This is a genomic window from Shewanella aestuarii (genome assembly GCF_011765625.1).
GTDB lineage: Bacteria > Pseudomonadota > Gammaproteobacteria > Enterobacterales > Shewanellaceae > Shewanella > Shewanella aestuarii_A.
In genome coordinates, this window is record NZ_CP050313.1 from 3,518,822 (window position 1) to 3,542,186 (window position 23,365).

Sequence of the window (23,365 nt, forward strand, 5' to 3'; positions counted from 1 at the left end):
CACTTAAAACTCAGGCACATAAGCTTTACCGCTATAATCAATCTCTAATTCCACTGTACTAAAGCGCTTATCTTGAGCTAACCGTTTATACCACTGGTATAAATTAGCATCTAAAGATTTACTTTGGAGCCTAAAGGTTTGCTTAGCGATTTCATTAATAGAAAAATCACTGCTTAGCCACTGAGGTTGACGGTCTGAAATCACCACAAAGCTGCTTTTTACCACACCCAAATTTTGCATCTGCACGTTGAACAGCGACTGACCAGCCTTAACGATAGGACTACTACTAGTAAACTTTTGCTGATTAATTGCTAAAGAATAGGAAGATGATTTACCTTGCTGTACAGAGAGCTGCTGATTAGGCTTTACACGATTTAGTTTTTGCTTTGTGATAGCTTTATCTGAGGGTTCCTGCTGAGGTACATTTGCTAATGGAGCGATAGCATTGTACTTTTCAGACTCGGAGCTGACTTGATTGTTGAGATTGACAGGTGCTTTTTGAGAGCTTTCAACACTGCAGCCACCAATCGCAACGACTGATGCCAACATAAGTATTGTTTTCATTATTTCCCTTAACTATATCCATTCTCTGGCGTCATTTTACCTGCACCAAGCTAAAGTCACAAAGTTAAAGTAACAAAACGGTAACACCCTTCTTATTGTTTACTCCTAAAATCAATCTATACAATGATCAATTACGCTGTCCAAGTCGGATTAAGATGCCACTGCACAACCCAGGCAGGCAACTCATCAGCTGGCATTGGTCGCGCAATACCATACCCCTGAACAATATGACAATTAAGTGACAATAGTTTATCACCATGAGCTTTAGTCTCTACACCTTCAGCTATCACTCCACGGTCAAAAATTTCAGCCAAACCAATCACTGCTTTAACAATAGCAAGATCTGAGCTATCCACCAGCATATCTCGCACAAAGGTTTGATCAATTTTTAACAGTGCAGCTGGTAACCTCTTCAAATAAGTTAACGATGAATAACCAGTACCAAAGTCATCTAAAGAAAACTTTAATCCCATCTGTATACAAGCATTCATTAGATCGCTAATCCTACTAATATCCTCTAATGCGCTAGTTTCCAAAATCTCTAAATCAAGTAGCTCAGGCGCAATGGCAGGGTAAGTCGCTAAAGCGTCTGCTATATGCGCAATAAACTTATTACCTTGTAACTGGCTGGCGCCAATATTAACACTGACAGGTATTGTTAACTCTTGCGCTTGCCAAATGCTCATCTGCTCAAGGACACTTTCAATGACCCATTCACCGAGAGTAATACTCATTTCATGCTCTTCAATAGTGGGTAAAAAAACGCTTGGTAGTAAAAGTCCTCGAGTAGGATGCTGCCAACGAATTAACGCTTCAGCACCGACTACGACACCAGTCTTTATATTTACTTTTGGCTGGTAATATAAAACAAATTCTTTGTTATCGATCGCATTTGCAATAGCCTCAAGGCTATCTCGTCTTGATTTTGCCGCCTCTGCAGAGTCAATATCAAAAAATTGGTAACAATGTTTCCCCTTATCTTTAGCTTGATACATAGCTTGATCAGCCTGTCTAAGCAGTAAATCTGGATCGGTGCCGTTTTGCGGATAAAGTGTTACTCCAATACTGGTTGAAGCCTGTAGTATTTCACCGTTGCAGATAATATCTTTAGCAGCTGCGATTAACATCCGCTCAAGCACCGGCTCACAATCACTTGCTTGATCAAAATCGCTTAATACAGCGACAAACTCATCACCACCAATCCGCGATAAAAAATCACCTGCACGCAATGCAAGCTTAAGCTCTTTGGAAATAGAAATTAAGAATTGATCGCCAATACTGTGGCCATAGGTATCATTAATTGTTTTAAAGCCATCTAAATCAAGATAGGCCAACGCCATTATTTTACCATGACGTTGGTTTTGTTTGATTGCCTGATTAAGCTTGTCAGCCAATAAAGCTCTATTAGGTAGGCCTGTTAACGAATCATGGTGAGCAATGTGCTCGAGTTGCTTTTGATGTGCCTTTTCTTTCGTGATATCTGTGAACATTGATATATAGTGAGTGATATTGCCACTAGTATCTCGCAACGAGGTAACTGATTGCATTTGCGGATAAATATCACCATTTTTACGTCGGCTAAATATTTCAGCACGCCAATAACCATGGTCCTTTAGCGTTTTCCACTTATCCTCATAATAACTTGCAGTTTGACGACCTGATGTAAAAATCCTTGAGTTTTGACCGACAACTTCTTGTCGACTATAGCCGCTGATCTTAGAAAAAGTATCGTTAACCTCTATGATATTACCGTCAACATCAGTGATCATGATCCCTTCCTGTGCTTGACTAAATACACTAGCCGCAAGCTTTAATTTCACTTCAGCATTTTTGTATGCGGTAATATCTGTTAGTGCAGCAAGGCACTCCCTGTCATCGCTACTCATCGTACACTTCAGTTGAATGATATTGAGTTTATTCTTAGCGGATAGTTGTATCTCGCAAGCAGGCTGATAACTCCCTGCAAACGTTTTTGAAAGATAAGTATTGAATTGCGGCAAAGCGCTCTGGGTTAAATATGCGGCTAACCTTTTGCCAATTAGTTTTGTTCTAGCCATCCCCAACATGGTAGCCGCAGTTAAATTAATTTGAGTAATCTCACCTTTACGGTTAAGACTGCATAACCGACAGGTGCGAAGTCGTAAAGGGCTTGATAACTTGCTGATGATGATTCGGCTAAGTCTCTGGCTGCGATGAGCTCTTGTTGTTGCAACTCTAACTCTATTTGATGCACTTGCAATTCATGCAAAAGACGCTCTGATTGGGTGTTTGGCGCAGGTAAACTAAAGCCTTTTTTTTGCAAACGTAAAATGGCTTCTGCTTTTAGTGAGTTTTGCTTTTTAGACGCCAAATTTTGTCCTTAGCAACAAGGCTATAATTGTAAAGCAAATGCCCTACTCATCTAATATTAGCAGGTTATTCAGCTTAGCTTGCACATTGTGAATTATTTGTTGCAACTCAAATTTTGATGCCTGAGATCCTTGCTCTAACATTTGCTTAATATCTGCTAAGGTTGAAATATTCTTTTTTTTATCGGTAATATTTTCCGTTACACACACAAACAACTCTTGTACTTCAGAATGCATTGAACAGACAAACCATTGCTTACTTTCTTCGACGTAATATTCAATTTTTTCAGATATCCCAGACTTTGCCACCCGTCCACACACAGCCATAAAGTCAGGGTTAGATTGTAAAATATTAGGAATAACAACACTGCCATTTTTGCCGACTACACCATACAAGTTAGTGATCTCAACATATGCATTGTTAACTTCAAGGTAATTGAAATCTACCGCTTTACCATCTTTAAGTATGATACGCTTATAGGCAACGGCATTAACTGAGTTTTCAAACAATAACCTAAAGCGAGACTCTGATTTAGTCATCGCAATATTGGCTTTTCTGTTTACCGTATTATCACTAAAAGTAATCACTACACCATCAATCAAGCTTTCCTGCGTTCGATAGGGCATAATTCGCACAATGTACCAACGTCCATCATGAGTAGTCACTTCCTCTTCATGGAAAATCAAACTGCGCAAAACTTCATGGCAGTCGTTGACTAATTCAGGGTAAATTAGCGAGCTTACTAAGTCAGTAATAGGACGACCGACATCACTAGAAATCAGTTTAAATATATTTAAAATTTCAGTGGTAAATCGCCGAACTTTAAGATTTTTATCTAAAAAAAGCGTCGCTATATTGGTGCTATTTAGCAGATTTTCCATATCATCACTGGCTTCTGAAAGTTCAGATACCTTAGTATTGAGCTCATGATTAACTGTTTGTAGCTCTTCATTCATCGACTGCATTTCTTCTTTAGAGGTGGTGAGCTCCTCATTAGTGCTTTGCAACTCTTCATTAGTACTTTTTAATTCTTCATTTGCTGATTTTAGGTTTTCTTGAATGAACTGCATTTCACTGGTGGTCATCCGCAGCTCTTCCCTTGCCAGCTGTAAAACTTGCTGTAACGTTTCAATTTCATCGTTATGTTTTTGCGAGGCATTCCTTTTACGATTAATCTTGGCCGAAGCAAGCTGTACAGCTGAAATAGAAAAAATAACCAACACCATGCCACTTAATCCAGCAGGAGAAAGTACAGGTTGTACGCTCACATCTACTTGCAGAGTCTCATCCAGAGTCCCAATTTCAATGTTTCTGAGCTCTAACTTTTTATTTTGCCGTAGCGCACGATAGAAGACTTCATTCAATGGCGCAGACAGCCCCTGCCGAGCCATCGCAAATAAATTGTGATTAACCTTACCAACCGCAGGTTCTAAATATTTTCCCGTTTTGCCACTAATATAAACAATATCAGCCTGCTTGGTGGTGAGTACGGCTGACGGCGCAAAATAGTCGTGTAATAAAGAATTGGCCAAATTTTCTAAGTTCAAAATGTGTGTATTCTCAGGTTTTACAGGGGCAAAGTTTTCTAAGGTAAGCTCATCTAACTTACTGGCTATAGCTTGGGTTGGAAAAGTCGTTAAATTAACTGGCTGCAGACTATTGCGCCGCTTATAAATTCGCTGCTTACCTTCTAGTGCTAGAAACAATTGATCGGCCTCACCAATTGTTTCTGACATTCCTAAAATCAAAAAACCAACAGAGTTCAAACTATAATGAAATAAAGCGATGAGTTTTTGCTGTAGTTCGGCTTCGAGGTAAATAAACAAATTTCGACAGCTAATAAGATCAAGCTTGGTAAACGGCGGATCCATTATTAAACTTTGTTGAGAAAAAATAACCTTTTGCCTCAAACTCTTACTTATTTTGTACCCTTCCTTTATCGGCACAAAATATCGTTCTAGTATCGTTGGCGAAACGTTCTCGGTAATACTATTTGGATAAATCGCTTTTCTTGCTTTTTTAACCGATTCATTATCAAGATCTGTGGCAAAAATTTGTAAATCAAAATGCTGATGTGAATTAACTTTGCGAATCGCCTCCTGAAATACTATTGCTAGAGTGTAAGCCTCTTCGCCCGTTGAGCAAGCAGGAACCCATGCACGCAATGTTCCACCATCAGGATATTGGGACAATAAAACAGATATCACTTCACTTTCTAATTTTTGCCAAACACATTTATCACGAAAGAAGTTAGTCACCCCAATTAATACTTCACTAAACAACAAGTCAGTCTCTTGTGGATTGGCACGCAGATACCTTACATAGTCGGCGACTTTAGCAAGTTGATGTAACTCCATACGTCGTTCAATACGTCGAAGAATAGTGCTTTTTTTATAAAGAGAGAAATCATGACCTGTATTGGCACGCATCAGCGCTATCACTTTTTCAATCTCGCAGCACTCTTTTTTATGAGAGTCAATTGACTTAGCCGTTTGACCGGTCTTCTCAATATGAGCCATAATTTTATCAATTAATTCCTCCGCAGGGGCCTGAGCATCAACTTGGCCAGTATCTATTGCACTTATTGGCATCCCTTCATACTTTGCAGTATCAACACTTTGTACAAATACTGCCCCGCCTTGTTGCTTTATTTTAATCACCCCTAAACTGCCATCTGACCCCATACCGGAAAGAATCACCCCAATTGAATGCTCCTTTTTATCAAGCGCCAAAGAGGCAAAAAAATCATCTATAGGTAAATGCAGCCCCTTAGTATCTATGCGAGGCAATAATAGTAATACATCATTTAAAATGGTTAAGTCATAAGCAGGTGGGATCACATAAACATGATTGGGTTTCACTGGCAAATGGTCAGTAATTTGCAGCACCTTTAGAGATGTTCCCCGCTGCAATAACTCACTCATCATATCTTTATGATTTGGATCTAAATGCTGCACGACAATAAAAGCCATCCCACAATCACCCGGAATGTTTGATAAAAACTGTTCCAGGGCTTCAAGCCCACCAGCAGAAGAACCAATACCGATAATAGGAAATACCTTATTTACTGATGACATTTGGGTATAAACAGTTTTATCAACTTGTTCAGTAGAAGTCACATCGTTTGATTGTTTCATTAAGTGAGCTGTATGTGTTTTAATGGAAGAGAATATAGATGATGCGCTCCATCAGCGCAAAACTCAATAAATTAAGGATTTTATTGAAATATAAAGTTTTTCTGAGTTAAAAATCATTTTAAACCCATCATTTAAGGGTGTTCATTCAATCGAAGAGAGAATAGGTTAATCAATGAATGATTTAATTTAAACGACGATAAAAATCGTTATGATGGCTAAAATTTAGAGACAAAAAAACCGACACTAAGTCGGTTATTGTTCTCTCATAAGAGAGATGGTACCAGTGGTCGGACTCGAACCGACACGCTTTTAAAGGCGGGGATTTTGAATCCCCTGTGTATACCAATTTCACCACACTGGCACTGCATACTTAAACGCTAAACTTGCAATTAAGTGAACGGAATTATACCCATGCAGATGACAATGGCAAGCCCTTTAACTCGTCTAAGTTAACAAAAACGAACAAGTGCTTAATTTAGCAACGACAAAGGTAAAATTAACGGGTAACGGCTACTTACATCACAACTAAACTGACCATAGGATTACAAACTTTGCATGTTATTGATCAAGATCAGTTTTATTAACCAATTTGAGCATTATGATAACTAGGTCTTCACAATTAACAAGGATCGCATCATGGCATTTTGGCTTGACTTAATGTTTGGAAACCCAATTGGATTACTTTCAATGATTGTAATTTTCTCTACTTTTGGCATTATTTCTTACATGATGTGGATGTTTATTGTGAAGTCAGCTCCCACAAATAATGACTAACATTATTTAGGTTTCATCGTTATTTTTGTTTTTATCTTGCAAATATTATAAATTTTTGGGGCTAACATTTAGCCCCTTTTTTATGTACAGGTTTCTAAAACCGTCACTTTCAGCTTAAGCATCCTGTAGATTTATCTATGCTGCATGTTTTCGTGGCTGCACCAAACCATTAATGAAATGCGGTCGGGTTTTTAATAAATACGTCAGCTCTTCTTGAGTTGGTTCGCCTGCTGGTAACCTGAGCACATCACGATTTAAATAAATTCGCGCTTGCATGGCTATCTTATATTCAGCTGTCGGCCCTTGAATAGCATAATGCCTTTCATTGCCTAGCTTCTCTAGAATATTAGTCGCCACTAAACTTTTTACTGCTAGCTCATTTTGCGGTAAAGCCAAAATGGTGGCGCCTTGTAAAAAAAACTCCCTCAGTAAAGCGCGCTCAGCAGGATCAAGCAGTTTCACCTTAGCCTCAATGGTTTCCACTGCACGTTTTTGACGTAACTGTTGGATTAACTCATCAGCCACAAAACTCACTAACTGACTGAGAAAATAGGCAATCCCTATAATTAAACCCAAGCCAATAAAGTGATTATTCTGTCGCACAAAGTCAGCTAAGGCGATGTCGGTAAGTAAACTCACAGGGGCAAATAATAATGTTACACATGCAACCACTAACCACAGCATGGCCCCCATAAAGGCTCGTTTGATATTGCTCCAATTAATCGCTTCTAATGTCATCTTTCTCATATCTCACCTGCAGTGTCAGAATTTTGAACTCCTAAACACTCAAAGCAAAAACAATGCCAATAAAATAATTCACTTAGATAAAATAATGAGGACTGGGCTCGCTATAAGATGTTGGCTATTTATCTCACTTTTAGTTAACAATATTGAGTGGCATTTGCACTATTTATGCTCTAACTTAATGAGTAAGCAATTATAATAATTGAATAAATGCCATGCTAAGATTTTCAAGACAATTGTTAAGTAGCCCTATCGGTCGCAAGCTTATGCTGTCGATTGTGCTGTTTAGCTCCTTAATTACGCTATTGACCACGGTTTATCAGTTATTTAAAGACTACAACAGTGATGTCAATCGAATTGATCGGGCGTTTTCTAGCATTGAAAAAGTTAACTTAGAAGTACTGGCTGCTAGCATTTGGGTTATTGATGAGCGGTTGATTAACACTCAACTTGACGGTTTAAGCCAATTACCTGACATTACTTACATCTTAATTCAAGACGATAGCGGCCAAGAGTGGCAAGCTGGGGAATACCAAAACACTTCAATTATCGAAAAACAATTCGACCTGATTTATAGCAACTCAGAAGACATAAAAGTTGGCACTTTACTGGTACAGGCTGATTTAAACATTATTTACGACAGACTGTATGATAAAGCGATTTTAATTTTACTTTCTAATGCCGTTAAAACCTTTCTAGTTGCTGGCTTCATTTTATTTTTAGTCTGGCTCAATATTACGCAACATCTTTTAAAATTAAGCCAATATTGCGAAAAAATTAGCCTTGATAAAGTCTTTGAACCATTGAAATTCGACCGCAATGCCGCTCAAGATGAATTTACACTGGTTGCCAATGCCATTAACAGCATGCAACAGCAAGTTAGAGCTTCATTCGACGATGTACGACAATCTAAGCAGGAGTTGCAAACCGCCCTTGAAGACAGAGAGAGATTACTTGAATTAGAACGTAGCTATAAAGATGAACTGGCACGTCAAGTAAAAGAACAAACCAAAGAATTAGAGCAATCATTACTTATCTTAAAACGTGCGCAGCAAGTTCTGGTTGAGAAAGAAAAAATGGCAGCTTTGGGCGGTTTGGTCTCAGGCTTGGCCCATGAAATTAACACACCCATTGGCATTTGTTTAACAGCCGCTAGCTCACAGTTATCACATGTTGAAGAGCTCATCGCGCTCATTCACAGTGATAATGCCACCTTAGAAGAAATCAACAGCATTTTAGAAGAGTACCAACAAAGCTGCCAATTGATTGTCAATAACATCACCCGTGCTAGCACTTTGATTCAAAAATTTAAAACAGTCGCCGCTGAGCAAAGGTATGAAAAAGACACTCAATTTAATCTCAAACAGCTGCTAGAAGATATTATCGATGCCACCCAAATCATGTTCTCGCCTCAGCATGTGGATGTTGAGTTAAACGTTGATTCACATCTTATGGTAAAAAGTAACGCCAGCCTACTCAATCAAATTATCGGTAATATTATGTCAAACGCTTATATCCATGGTTTTAAAGGCGTTGAGTACAGTCGTATTTTAATCAATGTGAAGCATGAAGCTGAGCAGATAAATATTGAAGTGCAAAATAATGGCTTAAATATTCCGTGTGATGTCGCAGAACATATGTTTGAACCTTTCTTTACAACTGCAAGGAATAAAGGCGGTATAGGATTGGGGTTGGCGGCCGCATTTAATGCCGCGACACTCATTCACGGCACTATTAGCTATACACCTATTTCATCACTAGGAGGGCCTATGTTTGTCGTGAGCTTCCCTTATCAGGCTGAAATTGAACCGGCATAAGAATTGATAAAAGCGCTCCTCAAATAGCTTTTAGCTTTTAGCTTTTAATGCCAGTTTAGCCAGTACTCGACTCGCAGCCATAAAACCAAAGGTTCCAGTTACCATAGTGACAGCACCAAAACCCGATGCGCAATCCATACGCATACTGCCATCGGCCGTTGCTTTTGTATTACACACACTACCATCCGCTTGAGGATAAACTAAATGCTGAGTTGAAAATACTGCATCGATGGCAAACCGCCGCTGAGTATTTTTACTAAAGCCATAATCTTTTCGTAAAATACTGCGCACTTTCGCCAATAGTGGGTCTTGAATGGTTTTAGCTAAATCGGTTATTTGAATTTGGCTAGGATCAGTTTGCCCCCCAGCGCCACCAATTGTAATTAAAGGCAACTTATTACGCTTACAATGGGCAATTAATGCTGCTTTTTGTTTAACAGCATCAATACAATCAACCACATAATCAATATGAGTAACCGAGCCATTGTCTGTACGAGGAAAGTGCTCGTTTAGGTTATCTAATGTCACAAAGTCTTCAATTTCATTGACCTGGCATTCAGGGTTGATATCTCTTATTCGCTTTGCCATCACCTCAACTTTTGATTGGCCAATGGTTTGCGCAATAGCATGAATTTGTCGATTCGTATTGGTCACACAAATATCATCAAGGTCAATCAAGCTAATTTGGCCTATGCCACTTCGCACTAATGATTCTGCAACCCAAGTGCCAACACCGCCAACACCGACCACAACCACATGTGCATCAGCAAATGCAGTTAACGCCGCTTGACCATACAAACGACCTATACCTGCAAAACGATTTAAATATGCTTCTGACAACATGCTTGGCCTTATTCTTAATAAAATAAACTGGATAACATAGGGTGTATTTTAACTGAGTCAATATTAAAGCTAAATGCTTAGCTTCATTTATCTCAAAGTGGTGACCTTGTTTTTGGTTAAAGCGGTGTAAAAACAAACAAAGTTGCTTCTACAGGGTTTGAATTAAAATACTGATTGATCATTGCCAATTAGCTGTATCAGAGCAGATACAAATATCAACCCACCGATAGCAAAGTTATAGCAATAGGTAACATGTAAAACAGCTTGGTAGCAACGTTAATAACACAAACAAACCTACAAGAAACATTGTTACCAAAACAATGGCAACAAGTTAACAAAAACCCCGTAAATCACTGATAAATATAAATTTTAGATCTAAATCACAATTTAGCGCTCTTCTTTTGGGCACACTTCAAGTATTAGCGATTCCCCCAAAAGGCGCAATTAAGCGCCAAATAATCAATACCTCAATGAAGGATGATGATGATGAAAAAAAACCTAATTACAAGCGCTATTTTATCTTGTGCTGCGTTAACCTCTTTTAGTGCTCTTGCTGCTGGCCCTGACTTTTATGGCCGCATCGATCTAGCGCTGACTCACTCTGACGCAGGCGTTGCTTCTCAAAACCAAAAAGATGGTGCGGTAATTGAAAACAATTTCTCATGGTTAGGTGTTAAAGGCGCTGAAAAGATCAGTGATAACGTTGAGATCCTATATCAAATGGAGTTTGGAGTAACAAACTTCGACAATTCAGGCGCTACATTTAATGCACGTAACAGCTTTTTAGGTATCAAAACCGTCGCTGGTACGGCATTAGTCGGTCGTAACGACACCGTATTTAAAGCCGCTGAAGGTGGATTTGATTTATTTGGTAACACTAACTCTGATATCGATTTATTATTTTCAGGTCAAAATCGTGAAGCTGATGGTGTAAGCTACTACTCACCAAAAATTGCTGACATGCTTACGCTAAATGCAACTTATCTTGTTGATGATAATCATGATTCAAAAAGCAGTTCAATGTATGCTTTAAGTGCAACCATTGGTGATAAAGCACTTAAAACCCATAACTTTTATGTTGCTGCAGCATACCAAGATGGTATCAGCGACATAGAAGCTTACCGTGCAGTTGCACAGGCTAAGTTTGGTAATTTCATTGTGGGCGGTTTGTACCAGAACAGTGAAAGCCAAAAAGCTGAATTAGCACACCTTGAAGGTGATAGCTACTCGGTGAACCTTGCTTACTTATTAGGCAACGTAAAAATTAAAGCGGGCTACAGCTACGATGATTCAGGTTTAGGTAAGTACGCTAGCCGTTTAGTGGGCTCTAGCAACCTAGAAAACATGAGTGATTTTGAAATCAGTCAATACAGCATTGGAGCAGATTACCGCGTAAGCCCAAGCACTTTAGTATATGGTCACTACACTAAATACGATGGCGACATGGTATTAAACCAAGCTAGCGACAGTTTCAAAGACGACATAGTAACAATCGGTTTACGTTACGACTTCTAAGCATAATGAAGATGTTTTAGCTGGGAGACTAAACATAGCCCAGCTAAATTAGGCGTTCAAGCTGAAATTAAACGCTTTATAGAGCCATTCATTTTTATGAATGGCTTTTCACTATTTATTTATATTCCACTACTTTTGCAACATACTCAAAATTGCGACCATATCCCACTGGCTTACGAAACAAATGCACAGAGAAATACTTAGGATCATCTTTTTGTATTCTTTCAACTAATTTTTCAGCCATCTTTTCTAAACTATCCGCAGAGTACAAATAGAAGTGGCGGTTTTTTTCTAGCTGTAACTCTTTAGCTTGATCATGCGACACATATATCTCACTCAAACTTTCATGCACAAACGTATCAATCTCAATATACTCAAAATTTTCTGTTTCGCTGCTGGTGATAATCACTTCAACATCATCATGCACAGTAACCAGTTGACTCATCACTTGGTCTATCTCTTGAATATCCTTTGCTGGGGTAACATTAGCTGAAACATTAAATGCGGTGAACAAAAGCGCTGCTGCGAGTAAAGATTTTTTCATGATAATTCCTATAGTGCCTTTTATTTGAAAGCTGTGACTTTCAACTTAAAAGGCTAATCAATTAAATTACCTGAATGTTAGCCCTTTGCTTATCAAAGCCAAAAACCTTTATAGAGGATCAAACCCATCATATCCAAAAGCAGATTGCTTAAAACTTAATACAATAAAGCAATATTTTCAGTTGATGAGCAGAATTTGAAAAACGAGTCATTGAAAAAACTAGCGCGATCCCCCACAAATCCTTGAAGTAGCCCTACATTAGCGATTAATCAAGTAACCAAAGCGTAAAAAAACAACGAATTTAACAAAACAGCGATTTCATCACATAGATGAAACAAACCTACATCGCAAAAAGCAAAAACTTTGATCTTAACCACATTAACACACTTCAATATATGTAAAATTCAGCACCAGATTGTTAAATAGTCGTTTAAAGACTACTCATCATTATTACAACCATTACAAAAATGGAATCAATAAGAACCTAGGTTCTTGGGAGCATGAAAGATGAAAAAGACTCTACTATCTGCATCAATTGCATCTGTTATCACGCTAACGTCATTTGGCGCATTAGCTGAAGGCCCTAATTTTTATGGTCGTTTAGATTTATCGGTAACAAACTCAGACAACAGTTCAACGCTTCAAAGTGGCACCAAAGGTGCAAAAGTGGGTGAAAGTGGCACTTACATTGAAAATAACTTCTCTTGGTTAGGCGTTAAAGGCACAGAAAAAGTTGCCGATGGTTTAGAAGTGGTTTACCAAATGGAGTTCCAAGTCGAAAATACTTCTGGAACGGGTGATGTATTTAAAGCGCGTAACACATACTTAGGCCTTAAAGGTACAGCTGGTACGCTATTAGTGGGTCGTAATGACACCGTATTTAAAGCCGCAGAAGGTGGATTTGATGCGTTTGGTAACACCAACGCCGATATCGATCGCTTAGTTGGAGGTCAGGTTCGTAGCGCCGATGGTTTCTGGTATTACTCTCCTGTTATCGCAGACATCTTCGCCATTAACGCTACATACTTAATGGAAGATAACCAATCTTCGGATGATTCACAGTATGCAGTCAACGTCACATTTGGTGACAAAGGTTTTAAAAAGCACAATTACTATGTAGCTGGTGCATACAACAAAGCAATTGGCGGTATTGACGCTTATCGTGCTGTCGGTCAATTTAAAGTGGGTGATTTCACAATTGGCGGTTTATTCCAAAATGCTGAAAGCACCAGTTCAGATCAAGAAGGCAACACTTATTTAGTTAACCTAGTTTACAACATTAATGGGGTAAACTTGAAAGCTGAGTATGGTGTAGATGAAGCAGGTTTTGGTAATTACTACAAAAACTCAGGTGGTGCAGCAGGTGCAGATGATATCAATGTAACTAACTTTGTTGTTGGTGCCGATTACCGCATTTCTAAATCAACTTTAGTCTTTGGCCACTATGCAATGTATGAAGGTGATTATAAAGTTGCGGGCGCTAAAACTGACCTAGAAGACGATAGTGTATTCAGTGTTGGTGTACGTTACGACTTCTAAATATTGAGTTTTCATCTAAAAATGCATATTTAAACTTCATGCAAAAATCAATATAAAGCTAAGGCGACCATAGGTCGCCTTTTTGCTGTGCCGCATTTAACAGATTGAAACTAAGCTTTGCGTGTTAGCTTATACGCGGCCTCATTTAACCAAGGTACCTGCTTATTAACAAAACGTGGGTTATCGGCGAGCACATCTTCACAGGATAATAAACTGATATCAAAATATGGTGCTAAATATTGCTCAATCCAATCAGGACTAACTGCAAATGGAGGACCGCTGAGGGTATCTTGAGGATAATCTAAGGTGATCAATAATCCTGTCACGCCACTAGGGATCAATTTGGCTAACGCTAATGCATACTGTTGACGCATCTCTTCTGGAAAAGCAATTAACGCCGCGCGATCATAAAAGCCTTGAATATGCTCAGTGGCATTTGTTGGCAGCGAGAATATATCGCCTTGGATCAAACTGACTTGCTCAGTTGAGTAATACTGATGTACGCCTTGTGGCTTAAGAGAATAGCTGAGCTGATTCTCAGTAAAAAATTGCTCGACGGCGGTTTGGCTTAATTCGCAACCCAAAACATGATGACCAAGCTCTGCCAGATAACACATATCCAACGACTTACCACAAAGCGGGACAAACACCTCTGCATTTGGCGCTAAACGAAGCTCATGCCAATAACGAATTAAAAACGGATTAACTTGCGGTTGATGAAAGCCAATTTGTTGTAGTTGCCACTTTTCATGCCAAAACTGGGGTTGCATACCTGCCCTCTTAAGTTACTGCACCATGATAATATGGGCTCACTTTATAAGCTTGATACTTGATATGCAAACTCTAGCGTTAATTGCCTTTAAGGGCTTGTTGCACTTGACGTAACCAAGAGCAGTTTTCACATTCACAATTACGGCGTGACAAATGATGCGGAGACAAGCTTGAGTCAACAAAATCCACAGCCACGAGTAACTGTTGCTTTAAATCTTCAATAGATTTCTTCTCCATCGCGACCATTTCATCATTATGATTAATCCACAAACATTCTTCCCCCTGATGACAAGTTACACACTGCTCATCTGAATGATTAAAAAACACAGCATGTGGACAGTGAGTCACTTCCATCGATTGTAAAATCCGCTTTCTTGGGAATTCAAACAATTGAATTAAATCTGCTTTATTGATATTGGTCATGGGTATCTCCCTATAAAAGCGTTTGCTAAAGCTTAATTTAATACTACCGATTTAGTGCTAAAAGTAACTTGATATAGGTCAAGGTTTACTCAAGCCATAAATTTCGCTAGGAAGCACTTGAAGCACAACACAGATAAGGTTTTAATGGCATAAGCAGCCTAAGAGGATTCGTTGTGCAAACACCACAGTTACAGCAATTTTATATAAACGAAGAACAATCCATTTATTTGCTCAAGGCCGACGACGCTCGCAAACACAGAGCTTGGGTTCGCTTATGTAAACAGCAACTGAGCAAACTAGGCTATGCCGATATAGAATTTATCGGTAAAGGGGCTTATGGTTTTGTATTTGCAGGTGTTAATAGCATTGGCGATGCTCATGTTTTTAAGTTTTCTCGATTAACTTTACCGCAAAGTATTCAAGATAGGCTGGAAGAAGAAGCCTACATGCTTAGTCAAGTAAAACACCCTAATGTACCCGCGGCAATAAAATTTGAGCGCGTGGGCAAGCAAGGGATTTTGGTGATGGAGCGGGCCAAAGGTGAAGATCTCGATAAAATTTGCCAACGCTTCGGCGCACTGCCCGTTTCAATGATTGTTAGCATCGCGCGCCAGTTAGCCAATATTTTATATTACTTACGCAAAGGTAAGCCTTTAGTGCACGGTGATATTAAGCCTTCTAACCTAGTTTATGATATTGAAAATGATCATCTTTCGCTGATTGATTGGGGCTCTGCCGTTTTTGCGCAGCGAGATGAATATAACCGACCCGTTGATGACAACGTGATGTCATTAATGTCGAGCGATCAACAGCATACTAATGCTCGCATGGGTGATGTGTATTTTATTGGTGAAGATCAATTAAATGGAGCACTTTCAACAGCTCGCTTTGATGAACAAGGTGTGGCTGCGACCCTCTATGCATTAGCATCAGGCCAAAGTAGCCGCTTTGGCACCAAAGTGATCCCTGCGACTAGCGTGGGCTTGCCGATTGAATTGGCAAAAACCTTAGATGGTATGTTAAGTGACGATCCTGAGCTAAGAAACAAAGCCGGTGATTACTTTTTAAAAAGTATGCGTCATAGCCATAAAATGCATTTACCCAATATACATGCATCTTCGCTTAAAGCAGAAATCCCAGTGTGGGTTCAGCCACGGTCTAAAACCGTTGAGACGGTAAGCTATAGTTCGCGTAAATCATTTTTAAAAGAGCACAACAGTCACGACCCCATAGCCAACATAGATGATGTGCAAGTTGATAAATACTATCGCAATTTTATGGTTGGCATGGGCGACACAGAAAAAGGCTTTATTGCCGCAGTCGGACGTTTAGCTCAATACCCAATTGTCGGGGGGTTGGCTATTCATTGGCAGACTAATGGAGTGTATATCGACTCTAATCTTGCCACATACGACCCTGCCCACAAATCAGCATTAATTCTAGCAGTCAACAATATGGTGACATTAGCCCGCGGTATTAAACGAATTGGGGTGTTTAAAGCCTGCTTTTTTAATGCTAAAGACACCCTACACATTGAACGAGAAAGTGCAGACAAACCCTTCGAAGTTTCAGGTGATCTACAATTACCTTTTGAAGTAGGTGATGTCCCCTTACTTGAAGATAAATCTCGACTGCATTCCTACTTTGAAGATGGCAAAGATCCCGATGAAAACTTGGAATTGCCGCCTGAAATTATGACAGAGTTGGGCTGGCTTAACCAAATTCACCATACGGGCTGTATTATCTTTGAAGCTTTACCCAACCATCTGAAAATTCATAGCTATTTACGCTTACTCAACCCACGTAAACAAGCTGCTTTTAGAGCAAGCCTAGATCGCATTATTGCCCATGCCAGTAAAATCCAAGGTCATGGCATTAGCGGTTTTATGAAACTGCCTTATAAAAATACTCGTCGATTTTCATCTTTAGACAGAAAAGCGGATTTTTTCTACCCTAAAAACCCGAAAGAAATTCTTATTAGTCGTAGTAAAAAAGCATAAAAAATGGAGCAAACCCTGTGACCGGCTTGCTCCATTGAATCATTTCCACCTAATTTACCCTTAAATAGGTGAACCAGGAGGCATTTTAAGAGGCTGAGCAATTAATTTAAACTCAGGATCTTGCAAACTTTTCTCAATACCTTGATAGAGCCAATCATAATGCGCAGCTTGATATTCTGTGGCACGTGTCGAGCGGCGTTTTAGTTGCTTAATGGTAAAGTCTAGCTTAGCCAATAACTGAGCTTTAACTTCGCCACTGGTATCTTGGTGGTGATAAGTTGCCAAAAGTTCATCCACCACCACAGCATTAACACGCATATTAATGCCTAAGGCTTTTCCTCGTGACAAATCTTGATATAAGGTTGCAGCAATCAATTTATCTAACAAACTAACCACAGATAATTGTTCAGCATCTTCCATATAAGCTTGAAACACGCGATTTAATCTTTGTGGTGCCAATATTTGCTGCACAATATGGCGACTCAGTACCTCAGCCATGCCTAATGGATCAGTTACCACGCCAATATTACCGTTAAAGCTTTCACGGGTTTTATAATAATTACCGGCTTTGGGAACCAAAGATTGCAGTACATCATCAGGTACAAGTAAGCTGTCAGCCGACAAGCTATTAATTAACACAGTCAATGCTTCTTGTTGCTTTGACGGGGCAGCAAAATGCCAACGGACGCCAGAGCCTAACTGCTGATAGCTATATTCAGTACCACCAATCCATTTGGCTGCAGCCTCAATTTGATAACGAGTTAACAAGTAGATTGGCACAAACACATCCGCCAACTCGCCTTTTGGCTCGCCTTGCAGTAACGCATCCCCGTTAAAGTTGTCAATGGCATGACGTCGTACAGTTTCTAAGCGCGCAAGCTCTAGCACAGCATCACTGCCGTTATCCCATAAACTCGCATAGACATGGCTGGCACCTTGCCCACGCGAGTCAGACTCGCCAATATACCGATAGCCTTCAATTAATGCTTGATTCAAAAGTGCTTGTTGTTGTGACGCTGAACCATAACCAAAGCTAATCGTATACTTATCCCAAATGCCTATTCCCTCAGAATAAGGCTTATCGATATTAATATGGTCATTGGCTAAATAAGCATAAGGGTGAGGATAATCCATCACAGAGGCATTATCCTGACTTGACGCAGCAAAGTTATGGTCAAGCCCCAAGGTATGACCTATCTCATGAGCTGAAAGCTGTCTAATTCGCGCCAAAGACAACGCCATTGATGCTTGCTCCGCGGCTTCTCTTTCTGGCCAACTTGCGGTTAAACCACGGGCAATTAAATGATCTTGCCTTACGCGTTTACTGCCCAAAGTGACATGGCCTTTAATAATTTCGCCGGTGCGCGGATCGGTAATTGCCGAACCATAAGACCAACCACGTGTTGCCCTATGTACCCATTGGATCATGTTATAACGAACATCTTGTGGATCAGCGCCTTCGGGTAGCATTTCGACTTTAAAGCCATTGATAAAACCAGCCGCTTCAAATGCTTGCTCCCACCAGCGACCGCCTTCTAATAAAGCAGTTCTGACCGGCTCAGGCACACCAGGGTCTAAATAATAGATAATAGGTTTTACAACTTCGCTGGGCGCATCACCTGGGGTCAGCTTTTCTAGACGATGGCGCAGCAAATGACGCTTTACCATTGGCTTATCTATGTCTGTTGAAAAGTCGACATACTCATCAGATAAATAACCACTCATTGGATGGTAATCGCGAACTTGATAACCCTCATCGGGCAATTGAATAAATGAATAACGCATAGTGACTGACATCAATTTACCATCAGGTGTCACTTCAGCAACTTGTTGACCAGGCACTTGGGCTTTAAAGGTTAAGTTAACATCCACATCAGCATTTTTTTCAAATGACTTTACTTGCTCAGGCAAAATTACCGAACGCTGGCTATCAAGGGAATAGCTGCCTTGATTGGTGGCGGCCAATACATCCGTGACACCATGTAAATCATTGATCACTAGATCGGTAATTGCCACTAGCGCCTTTTTGCCTTCAACCAACTTACCACGCCACAAAATTGATTCCGCAAAGGCTTGTTTAACGGATTGCTGTTCGGCAACATTGTCGCTTGTAGCTCTAAAATAGGTATTTAATTGCTTAAGGATGATATACGGGCCATGTTGCTCAAATTGTACCATTCGAGTACGGCCTAACTGGCCTCGGTCTAAGCCAATATCGTTTGAACCCACCCCATGCGGTAAGCTGGTTAACATCAAAAATGGTTGATTAAGCTTATCAGCTTGAAGGTACAGTTGACCTTGTTTCTGGTCAAAGTAAAGATTCAGAAAGCCCTTTGCGGCCTGACTTTGCTTGATAATGGTGTCAGAAGACGTTGCTGCTTGCACTGAGGGAGCTGACAACAGCGTTAATGTTGGCGACATTGCCAGCATTAACGCTGCACTAAGATGGCGAAGGGTCATGATCATTTCCTTTAGTTTTTTATTGCGCAATTCCATGCATCATGCCAATCGGCCAGTTATTCACATCAAATTACGTCTTATTGTCGTTTTTATAGGCTATCCAGTAAGATAGAGTATCAAACAACTCATTCAATACAATAGGTTTGGTAATATGAGCGTTCATTCCTGCGGCTAAACTTTTCTCTCTATCACCCGACATGGCATGGGCTGTCATCGCGATGATCGGCATTTGCTCTGCAGTGTAGCGTTTACGCAGTTCTGCGGCCGCAGTTAACCCATCCATCACTGGCATTTGAATATCCATCAGAACTGCATCAAACGGCTTAGTGTCAATCAAATCGAGCGCAATTTTTCCATTATCTGCCATGACAACTTCATAACCCGCGCTTTTAAGTAATTCTGATGCCACTTGTTGGTTGATAAAGTTATCTTCAACCAGCAGCACTAAACCAGATTGTTGTTCTTGTACATCTTCCTTAGGTACCGCCTGTACATTTAACTTAGGTTCTTTGGCAAATGCACTGATGATTTCATCAAATAAGGCGGATGCTTTAAACGGCTTTTGCAGTATGGCGTGAATGTTCCGCTCAGCTAAATCATCGGAGAGAGGGTCTGCACTATAGGCGGTCATAATAATCACCACTGGGCGTTTCGCAATGCGGCCATCGGCAACCATTTCATCAAGTTGTGCCAATACTTCTGCACCGCCCATATTGGGCATCATCCAATCAAGCAGCAGTAAATCAACCGGCTGTTTACTTAAACAATCTAGCGCTTGTTGGCCGCTAGAAGCATTATGCACCCCAAAGCTAAAGTCTTTCATTAATGACGAGTAAATCTCGAGGGCGCTCGGGTTATCATCGACCACTAATGTGGTCAAATTATTTAACTGCTCTGGCACCACTAATGGCTCTACTACGTTTTCTTCGGCTATTTCAAAACTGATAGTAAAACTGAAGGTACTGCCTTGATTGGGTTCAGACTCAACCTGCATTGTGCCCCCCATCATAGACACTAAATGCTTACTGATTGATAAGCCCAGTCCTGTACCACCATACTTACGGGTTGTAGAACCATCAGCTTGAGCGAAGGCATCAAATAACTTACTTTGTTGTTCTTTACTAATACCAATACCTGTGTCGCGCACCCAAAACTTCATGGTTATACGGTGGTCGCGCTCACCAACATCTTCACAGCCCAATTCAATTTCACCCTGCTGGGTAAATTTAACTGCGTTAGACAATAAGTTAATTAAAATTTGTCCTAAGCGCAGTGGGTCCCCATTTAAAATTAACCCTGCTGTCACTGGCGCATACAATAGTAATTCAACGCCTTTTTCTTGCGCTTTTATGGCGTTCATATCCAGCACATGGTCAAGCACTTTATCCAGCGGGAACGCTACTCGTTCAAGCTCTAATTTACCCGCTTCAATTTTTGAGAAATCAAGAATGTCATTAATGATGCGTAATAATGATTGCGCTGAGAACCCCGCTTTATTGAGATAATCTTCTTGCTGCGGCGTTAAGTTAGTCCGCTGCGCCAACTGTAACATACCAATAATGGCATTCATGGGAGTGCGGATTTCATGACTCATATTGGCCAAAAACTCACTTTTATACATGTTGGCCAATTCTGCATCTTGCTTGGCTTCTAACAAGGCTACTTCGTTACTCTTTTGACGAGTAATATCTTTGTGAGTCCCCAACATACGCTTAGTTTGTCCCGACTCAGAAAACTCAACCGCACGGCCACGTGACAATAACCAGTGGTAATCACCCGACTTGCCTTTCATTCGAAATTCAATCTCATACGCTTCAGTTGGGTCTAGCAAATACTGGCTGCGATACTCTTGCACTCGGTCACGGTCGTCGGGGTGGGTTAAGCCATCAATGGATGACAATAACGCCGGAAACTCATTCGGAGCATAGCCAAGCATTGAATAGAAAGCTGGGTTACAAATAATTTGCTCTGAATCGATATACCAATCCCACAGGCCATCTTCTACCGCATCCATTGCCATATGGTAACGCTCTTCAGACAAGCGCAGTTGCTCAGCGGACTCATTTTCACGGGTAATGTCACGCCAAATAGAAATCAAGCCTAATAATTCATTGCGGCGGTTATAAAACGGTAACTTGAACACGTCTAATAACACAGGTTTACCAGCAATTTCAGCACGTTCGTTATAACGTAACGAGTTTCTATCTCTAAGAACTTGCTTGTCTTCTTTAAGAATACGTTGGCCTTGTTCAGGATTCGTAATATCGATAGTGGTTAACCCTATGATGTCACTTTCATTCACACCAAGCATACGCTCAGCCGATTTATTACAGCCTAAAAATTTACCTTCTTTATCTTTAAATACAATCGCCTCAGGGATAGAGTCAATCAGGGAGCGTAATAAGGCAAACTCGCGTTCGCGACGTTCAGTAGTATCTCTTAAACGCTGAGTTCGACTGGCAACAAGGTTATCTAGACGCTTATTCTGCTCTGCAAGGTTACGAGTATACTGCTGGTTTTCTTCAAAAATACGGCTTACCAAGAAAAACCAAGGTTCCCAGCCTTGACTCATTTTTTTAGGTGGTGGTAGTGGCGATTGCGAACAGGCCTCTAAATGGGTTAATAAGCGTGAAGCTGGGCTTACGAATGCGCGGCGGGTTTGCCAATGCACTATAGTCACTAAAACCGATAAGGCTAAAACCACCATAATGAACGTCAGTTGGAGCTTTTCCCATGAGTCTTTAAATAATGCCCCTTCTGGCTGAATATATAACAAACGCCATGGTGCATTATGCAAAGCCACCGAGTGAATATAATGGTTATTGCGTAAAATCCCCTCGTGGGCATCAAATAGCTCAGACTCAGATAACGAATGCAGCTCTGCTGGAATACGCTGGCTGATGTGGTAAACCCGATTCATTTCACTGGAATCAAAATCACTGTGCGACAGAATATTATTTTGCTGATCAAGCAAAATCACGGTTCCCGGCATTTTAAAGTAGGTACGAATTTGCTTCGCTAACGAAGCTAAGGTCATGTCTAAATTAATGGTGCCAATAAATTCATCTTCTAAATAAACCGGTAAACCTAGGGTTGTTAACAAGCCTTGATCAGCGCCATCTACGTAAGCTGGGCTCCAAAACGCATTACGCTGAGGATTATATTTTGGGGTGGCAAGTTGAAATTGTTGCTTATTTAACTGTTCTTCCCGAAAGCGCTGTTCTGAATTAGTCCACGGGAAATAAGACATCATTTTTCGCTTGGATACATAGTAGATGGATGACGCTTTGGGGGCAGCCTCTTTGGCAACAGGAAAAGATAACGATAGCTCGAATAGCATTTCGAGCTCTTGATAAAACTGCTCACTGCGGCCATCTAATGAGCCCATACCGGTAATGCGGCCCATATTGGTAAAGGGCTCACCGCTTTTTACATAACTGGGTTCAAGGCTAAAAAACTGTCCGTCGGCATTGAATTTTTCATACTGAGGTAAGCGATCTTTTCGCACCAATTCACCTAAACGCAGATGATCAACCGCGACATCACGTAAACTTTTTACAGCTCGAATGCTCGACTCAAGTAATAAATCGATTTGTAGCACGTGACGAGCAACTTGCTCTTCACGCTGTTCGATTTGGACTTCTTTTTGGCGTTCATAAAAAATTGCAGCAGTGATCAATGACATCACAATTACGCCAATATAGGTATAAAAAACCGCACGGTTATAATTGCGTTGAATGGGAGATTTTAATTGTAAATCTTGCTCTGTTGAATTCATTCTAAAACCTTTGCGACAGTGTAATGCATTACACAGCTATCGGCGCAATATAAAAGTAAGGCTATTACGCACGCAATAATCAAGACATTTGGCATATTATCAGGATG

16 protein-coding genes, 1 tRNA gene and 1 pseudogene are annotated in these 23,365 nt (G+C 40.3%); 5 read left to right on the forward strand and 13 right to left on the reverse strand.

Annotated features, from left to right (window positions below; translation table 11 throughout):
* Positions 1-3 precede the first annotated feature (3 nt).
* The 6 genes and pseudogenes from HBH39_RS15350 to HBH39_RS15370 form a co-directional block, all read right to left on the reverse strand.
* Complete coding sequence (locus HBH39_RS15350) at positions 4-564, reverse strand: hypothetical protein (RefSeq protein WP_167679547.1); 561 nt, start codon at positions 562-564, stop codon at positions 4-6.
* Positions 565-695: 131 nt separating this feature from the next.
* Positions 696-2,450, reverse strand: coding sequence for a putative bifunctional diguanylate cyclase/phosphodiesterase (locus tag HBH39_RS15355; RefSeq protein WP_167679548.1), 1,755 nt, complete (start codon positions 2,448-2,450; stop codon positions 696-698).
* Positions 2,451-2,459: 9 nt separating this feature from the next.
* A pseudogene (locus tag HBH39_RS20150) lies at positions 2,460-2,630 on the reverse strand (hypothetical protein); the annotation flags it as partial.
* 11 nt (positions 2,631-2,641) lie between these two features.
* Entirely contained in the window at positions 2,642-2,914 is a 273-nt protein-coding gene (locus tag HBH39_RS15360; RefSeq protein ID WP_167679549.1) for a hypothetical protein, read from the reverse strand.
* A 43-nt stretch (positions 2,915-2,957) separates the two neighbouring features.
* Complete coding sequence (locus HBH39_RS15365; RefSeq protein WP_167679550.1) at positions 2,958-6,050, reverse strand: chemotaxis protein CheB; 3,093 nt, start codon at positions 6,048-6,050, stop codon at positions 2,958-2,960.
* A gap of 275 nt (positions 6,051-6,325) precedes the next feature.
* A tRNA-Leu gene (locus tag HBH39_RS15370) sits at positions 6,326-6,411 on the reverse strand.
* 275 nt (positions 6,412-6,686) lie between these two features.
* Between HBH39_RS15370 and HBH39_RS15375 the strand changes: the two genes are divergently transcribed.
* Positions 6,687-6,824 (forward strand): DUF3149 domain-containing protein, encoded by a 138-nt coding sequence (locus tag HBH39_RS15375; RefSeq protein WP_167679551.1) that lies wholly within the window; start codon positions 6,687-6,689, stop codon positions 6,822-6,824.
* Between the two features lie 135 nt (positions 6,825-6,959).
* On the opposite strand, the gene HBH39_RS15380 is transcribed toward HBH39_RS15375, so the two are convergent.
* Positions 6,960-7,571, reverse strand: coding sequence for a superinfection exclusion B family protein (locus HBH39_RS15380; RefSeq protein ID WP_167679552.1), 612 nt, complete (start codon positions 7,569-7,571; stop codon positions 6,960-6,962).
* Positions 7,572-7,783: 212 nt separating this feature from the next.
* Between HBH39_RS15380 and HBH39_RS15385 the strand changes: the two genes are divergently transcribed.
* Positions 7,784-9,385 carry a sensor histidine kinase gene (locus HBH39_RS15385; RefSeq protein ID WP_167679553.1) on the forward strand — a complete coding sequence of 534 codons (1,602 nt, stop codon included), beginning with the start codon at positions 7,784-7,786 and terminating at the stop codon, positions 9,383-9,385.
* 30 nt (positions 9,386-9,415) lie between these two features.
* On the opposite strand, the gene tcdA is transcribed toward HBH39_RS15385, so the two are convergent.
* The gene (gene tcdA, locus HBH39_RS15390) at positions 9,416-10,225 is read right to left on the reverse strand and encodes a tRNA cyclic N6-threonylcarbamoyladenosine(37) synthase TcdA (protein WP_167680113.1); all 810 of its coding nucleotides are present in this window, start codon (positions 10,223-10,225) and stop codon (positions 9,416-9,418) included.
* Between the two features lie 489 nt (positions 10,226-10,714).
* On the opposite strand from tcdA, the gene HBH39_RS15395 reads away from it, so the two are divergent.
* Positions 10,715-11,743 carry a porin gene (locus tag HBH39_RS15395; protein WP_167679554.1) on the forward strand — a complete coding sequence of 343 codons (1,029 nt, stop codon included), beginning with the start codon at positions 10,715-10,717 and terminating at the stop codon, positions 11,741-11,743.
* Positions 11,744-11,858: 115 nt separating this feature from the next.
* On the opposite strand, the gene HBH39_RS15400 is transcribed toward HBH39_RS15395, so the two are convergent.
* The gene (locus HBH39_RS15400; RefSeq protein ID WP_167679555.1) at positions 11,859-12,287 is read right to left on the reverse strand and encodes a hypothetical protein; all 429 of its coding nucleotides are present in this window, start codon (positions 12,285-12,287) and stop codon (positions 11,859-11,861) included.
* Between the two features lie 507 nt (positions 12,288-12,794).
* On the opposite strand from HBH39_RS15400, the gene HBH39_RS15405 reads away from it, so the two are divergent.
* Entirely contained in the window at positions 12,795-13,826 is a 1,032-nt protein-coding gene (locus tag HBH39_RS15405) for a porin (protein WP_167679556.1), read from the forward strand.
* A gap of 110 nt (positions 13,827-13,936) precedes the next feature.
* Here the strand turns inward: HBH39_RS15405 and HBH39_RS15410 are convergent, their stop codons facing one another.
* Together HBH39_RS15410 and HBH39_RS15415 are read right to left on the reverse strand one after the other, a co-directional pair.
* Positions 13,937-14,596: a thiopurine S-methyltransferase gene (locus HBH39_RS15410; protein ID WP_167679557.1), complete on the reverse strand. Its 660-nt coding sequence runs from the start codon at positions 14,594-14,596 to the stop codon at positions 13,937-13,939.
* A gap of 79 nt (positions 14,597-14,675) precedes the next feature.
* On the reverse strand, positions 14,676-15,020 hold the full coding sequence (locus tag HBH39_RS15415) for a hypothetical protein (protein ID WP_167679558.1): 345 nt from the start codon (positions 15,018-15,020) through the stop codon (positions 14,676-14,678).
* 173 nt (positions 15,021-15,193) lie between these two features.
* Here HBH39_RS15415 and HBH39_RS15420 point away from each other — a divergent pair, with 173 nt between their 5' ends.
* Complete coding sequence (locus tag HBH39_RS15420) at positions 15,194-17,020, forward strand: protein kinase domain-containing protein (RefSeq protein WP_167679559.1); 1,827 nt, start codon at positions 15,194-15,196, stop codon at positions 17,018-17,020.
* Positions 17,021-17,080: 60 nt separating this feature from the next.
* On the opposite strand, the gene HBH39_RS15425 is transcribed toward HBH39_RS15420, so the two are convergent.
* Positions 17,081-19,480, reverse strand: coding sequence for a zinc-dependent metalloprotease (locus HBH39_RS15425; RefSeq protein WP_167679560.1), 2,400 nt, complete (start codon positions 19,478-19,480; stop codon positions 17,081-17,083).
* A gap of 70 nt (positions 19,481-19,550) precedes the next feature.
* Complete coding sequence (locus HBH39_RS15430) at positions 19,551-23,258, reverse strand: response regulator (protein WP_167679561.1); 3,708 nt, start codon at positions 23,256-23,258, stop codon at positions 19,551-19,553.
* Positions 23,259-23,365 lie beyond the last annotated feature (107 nt).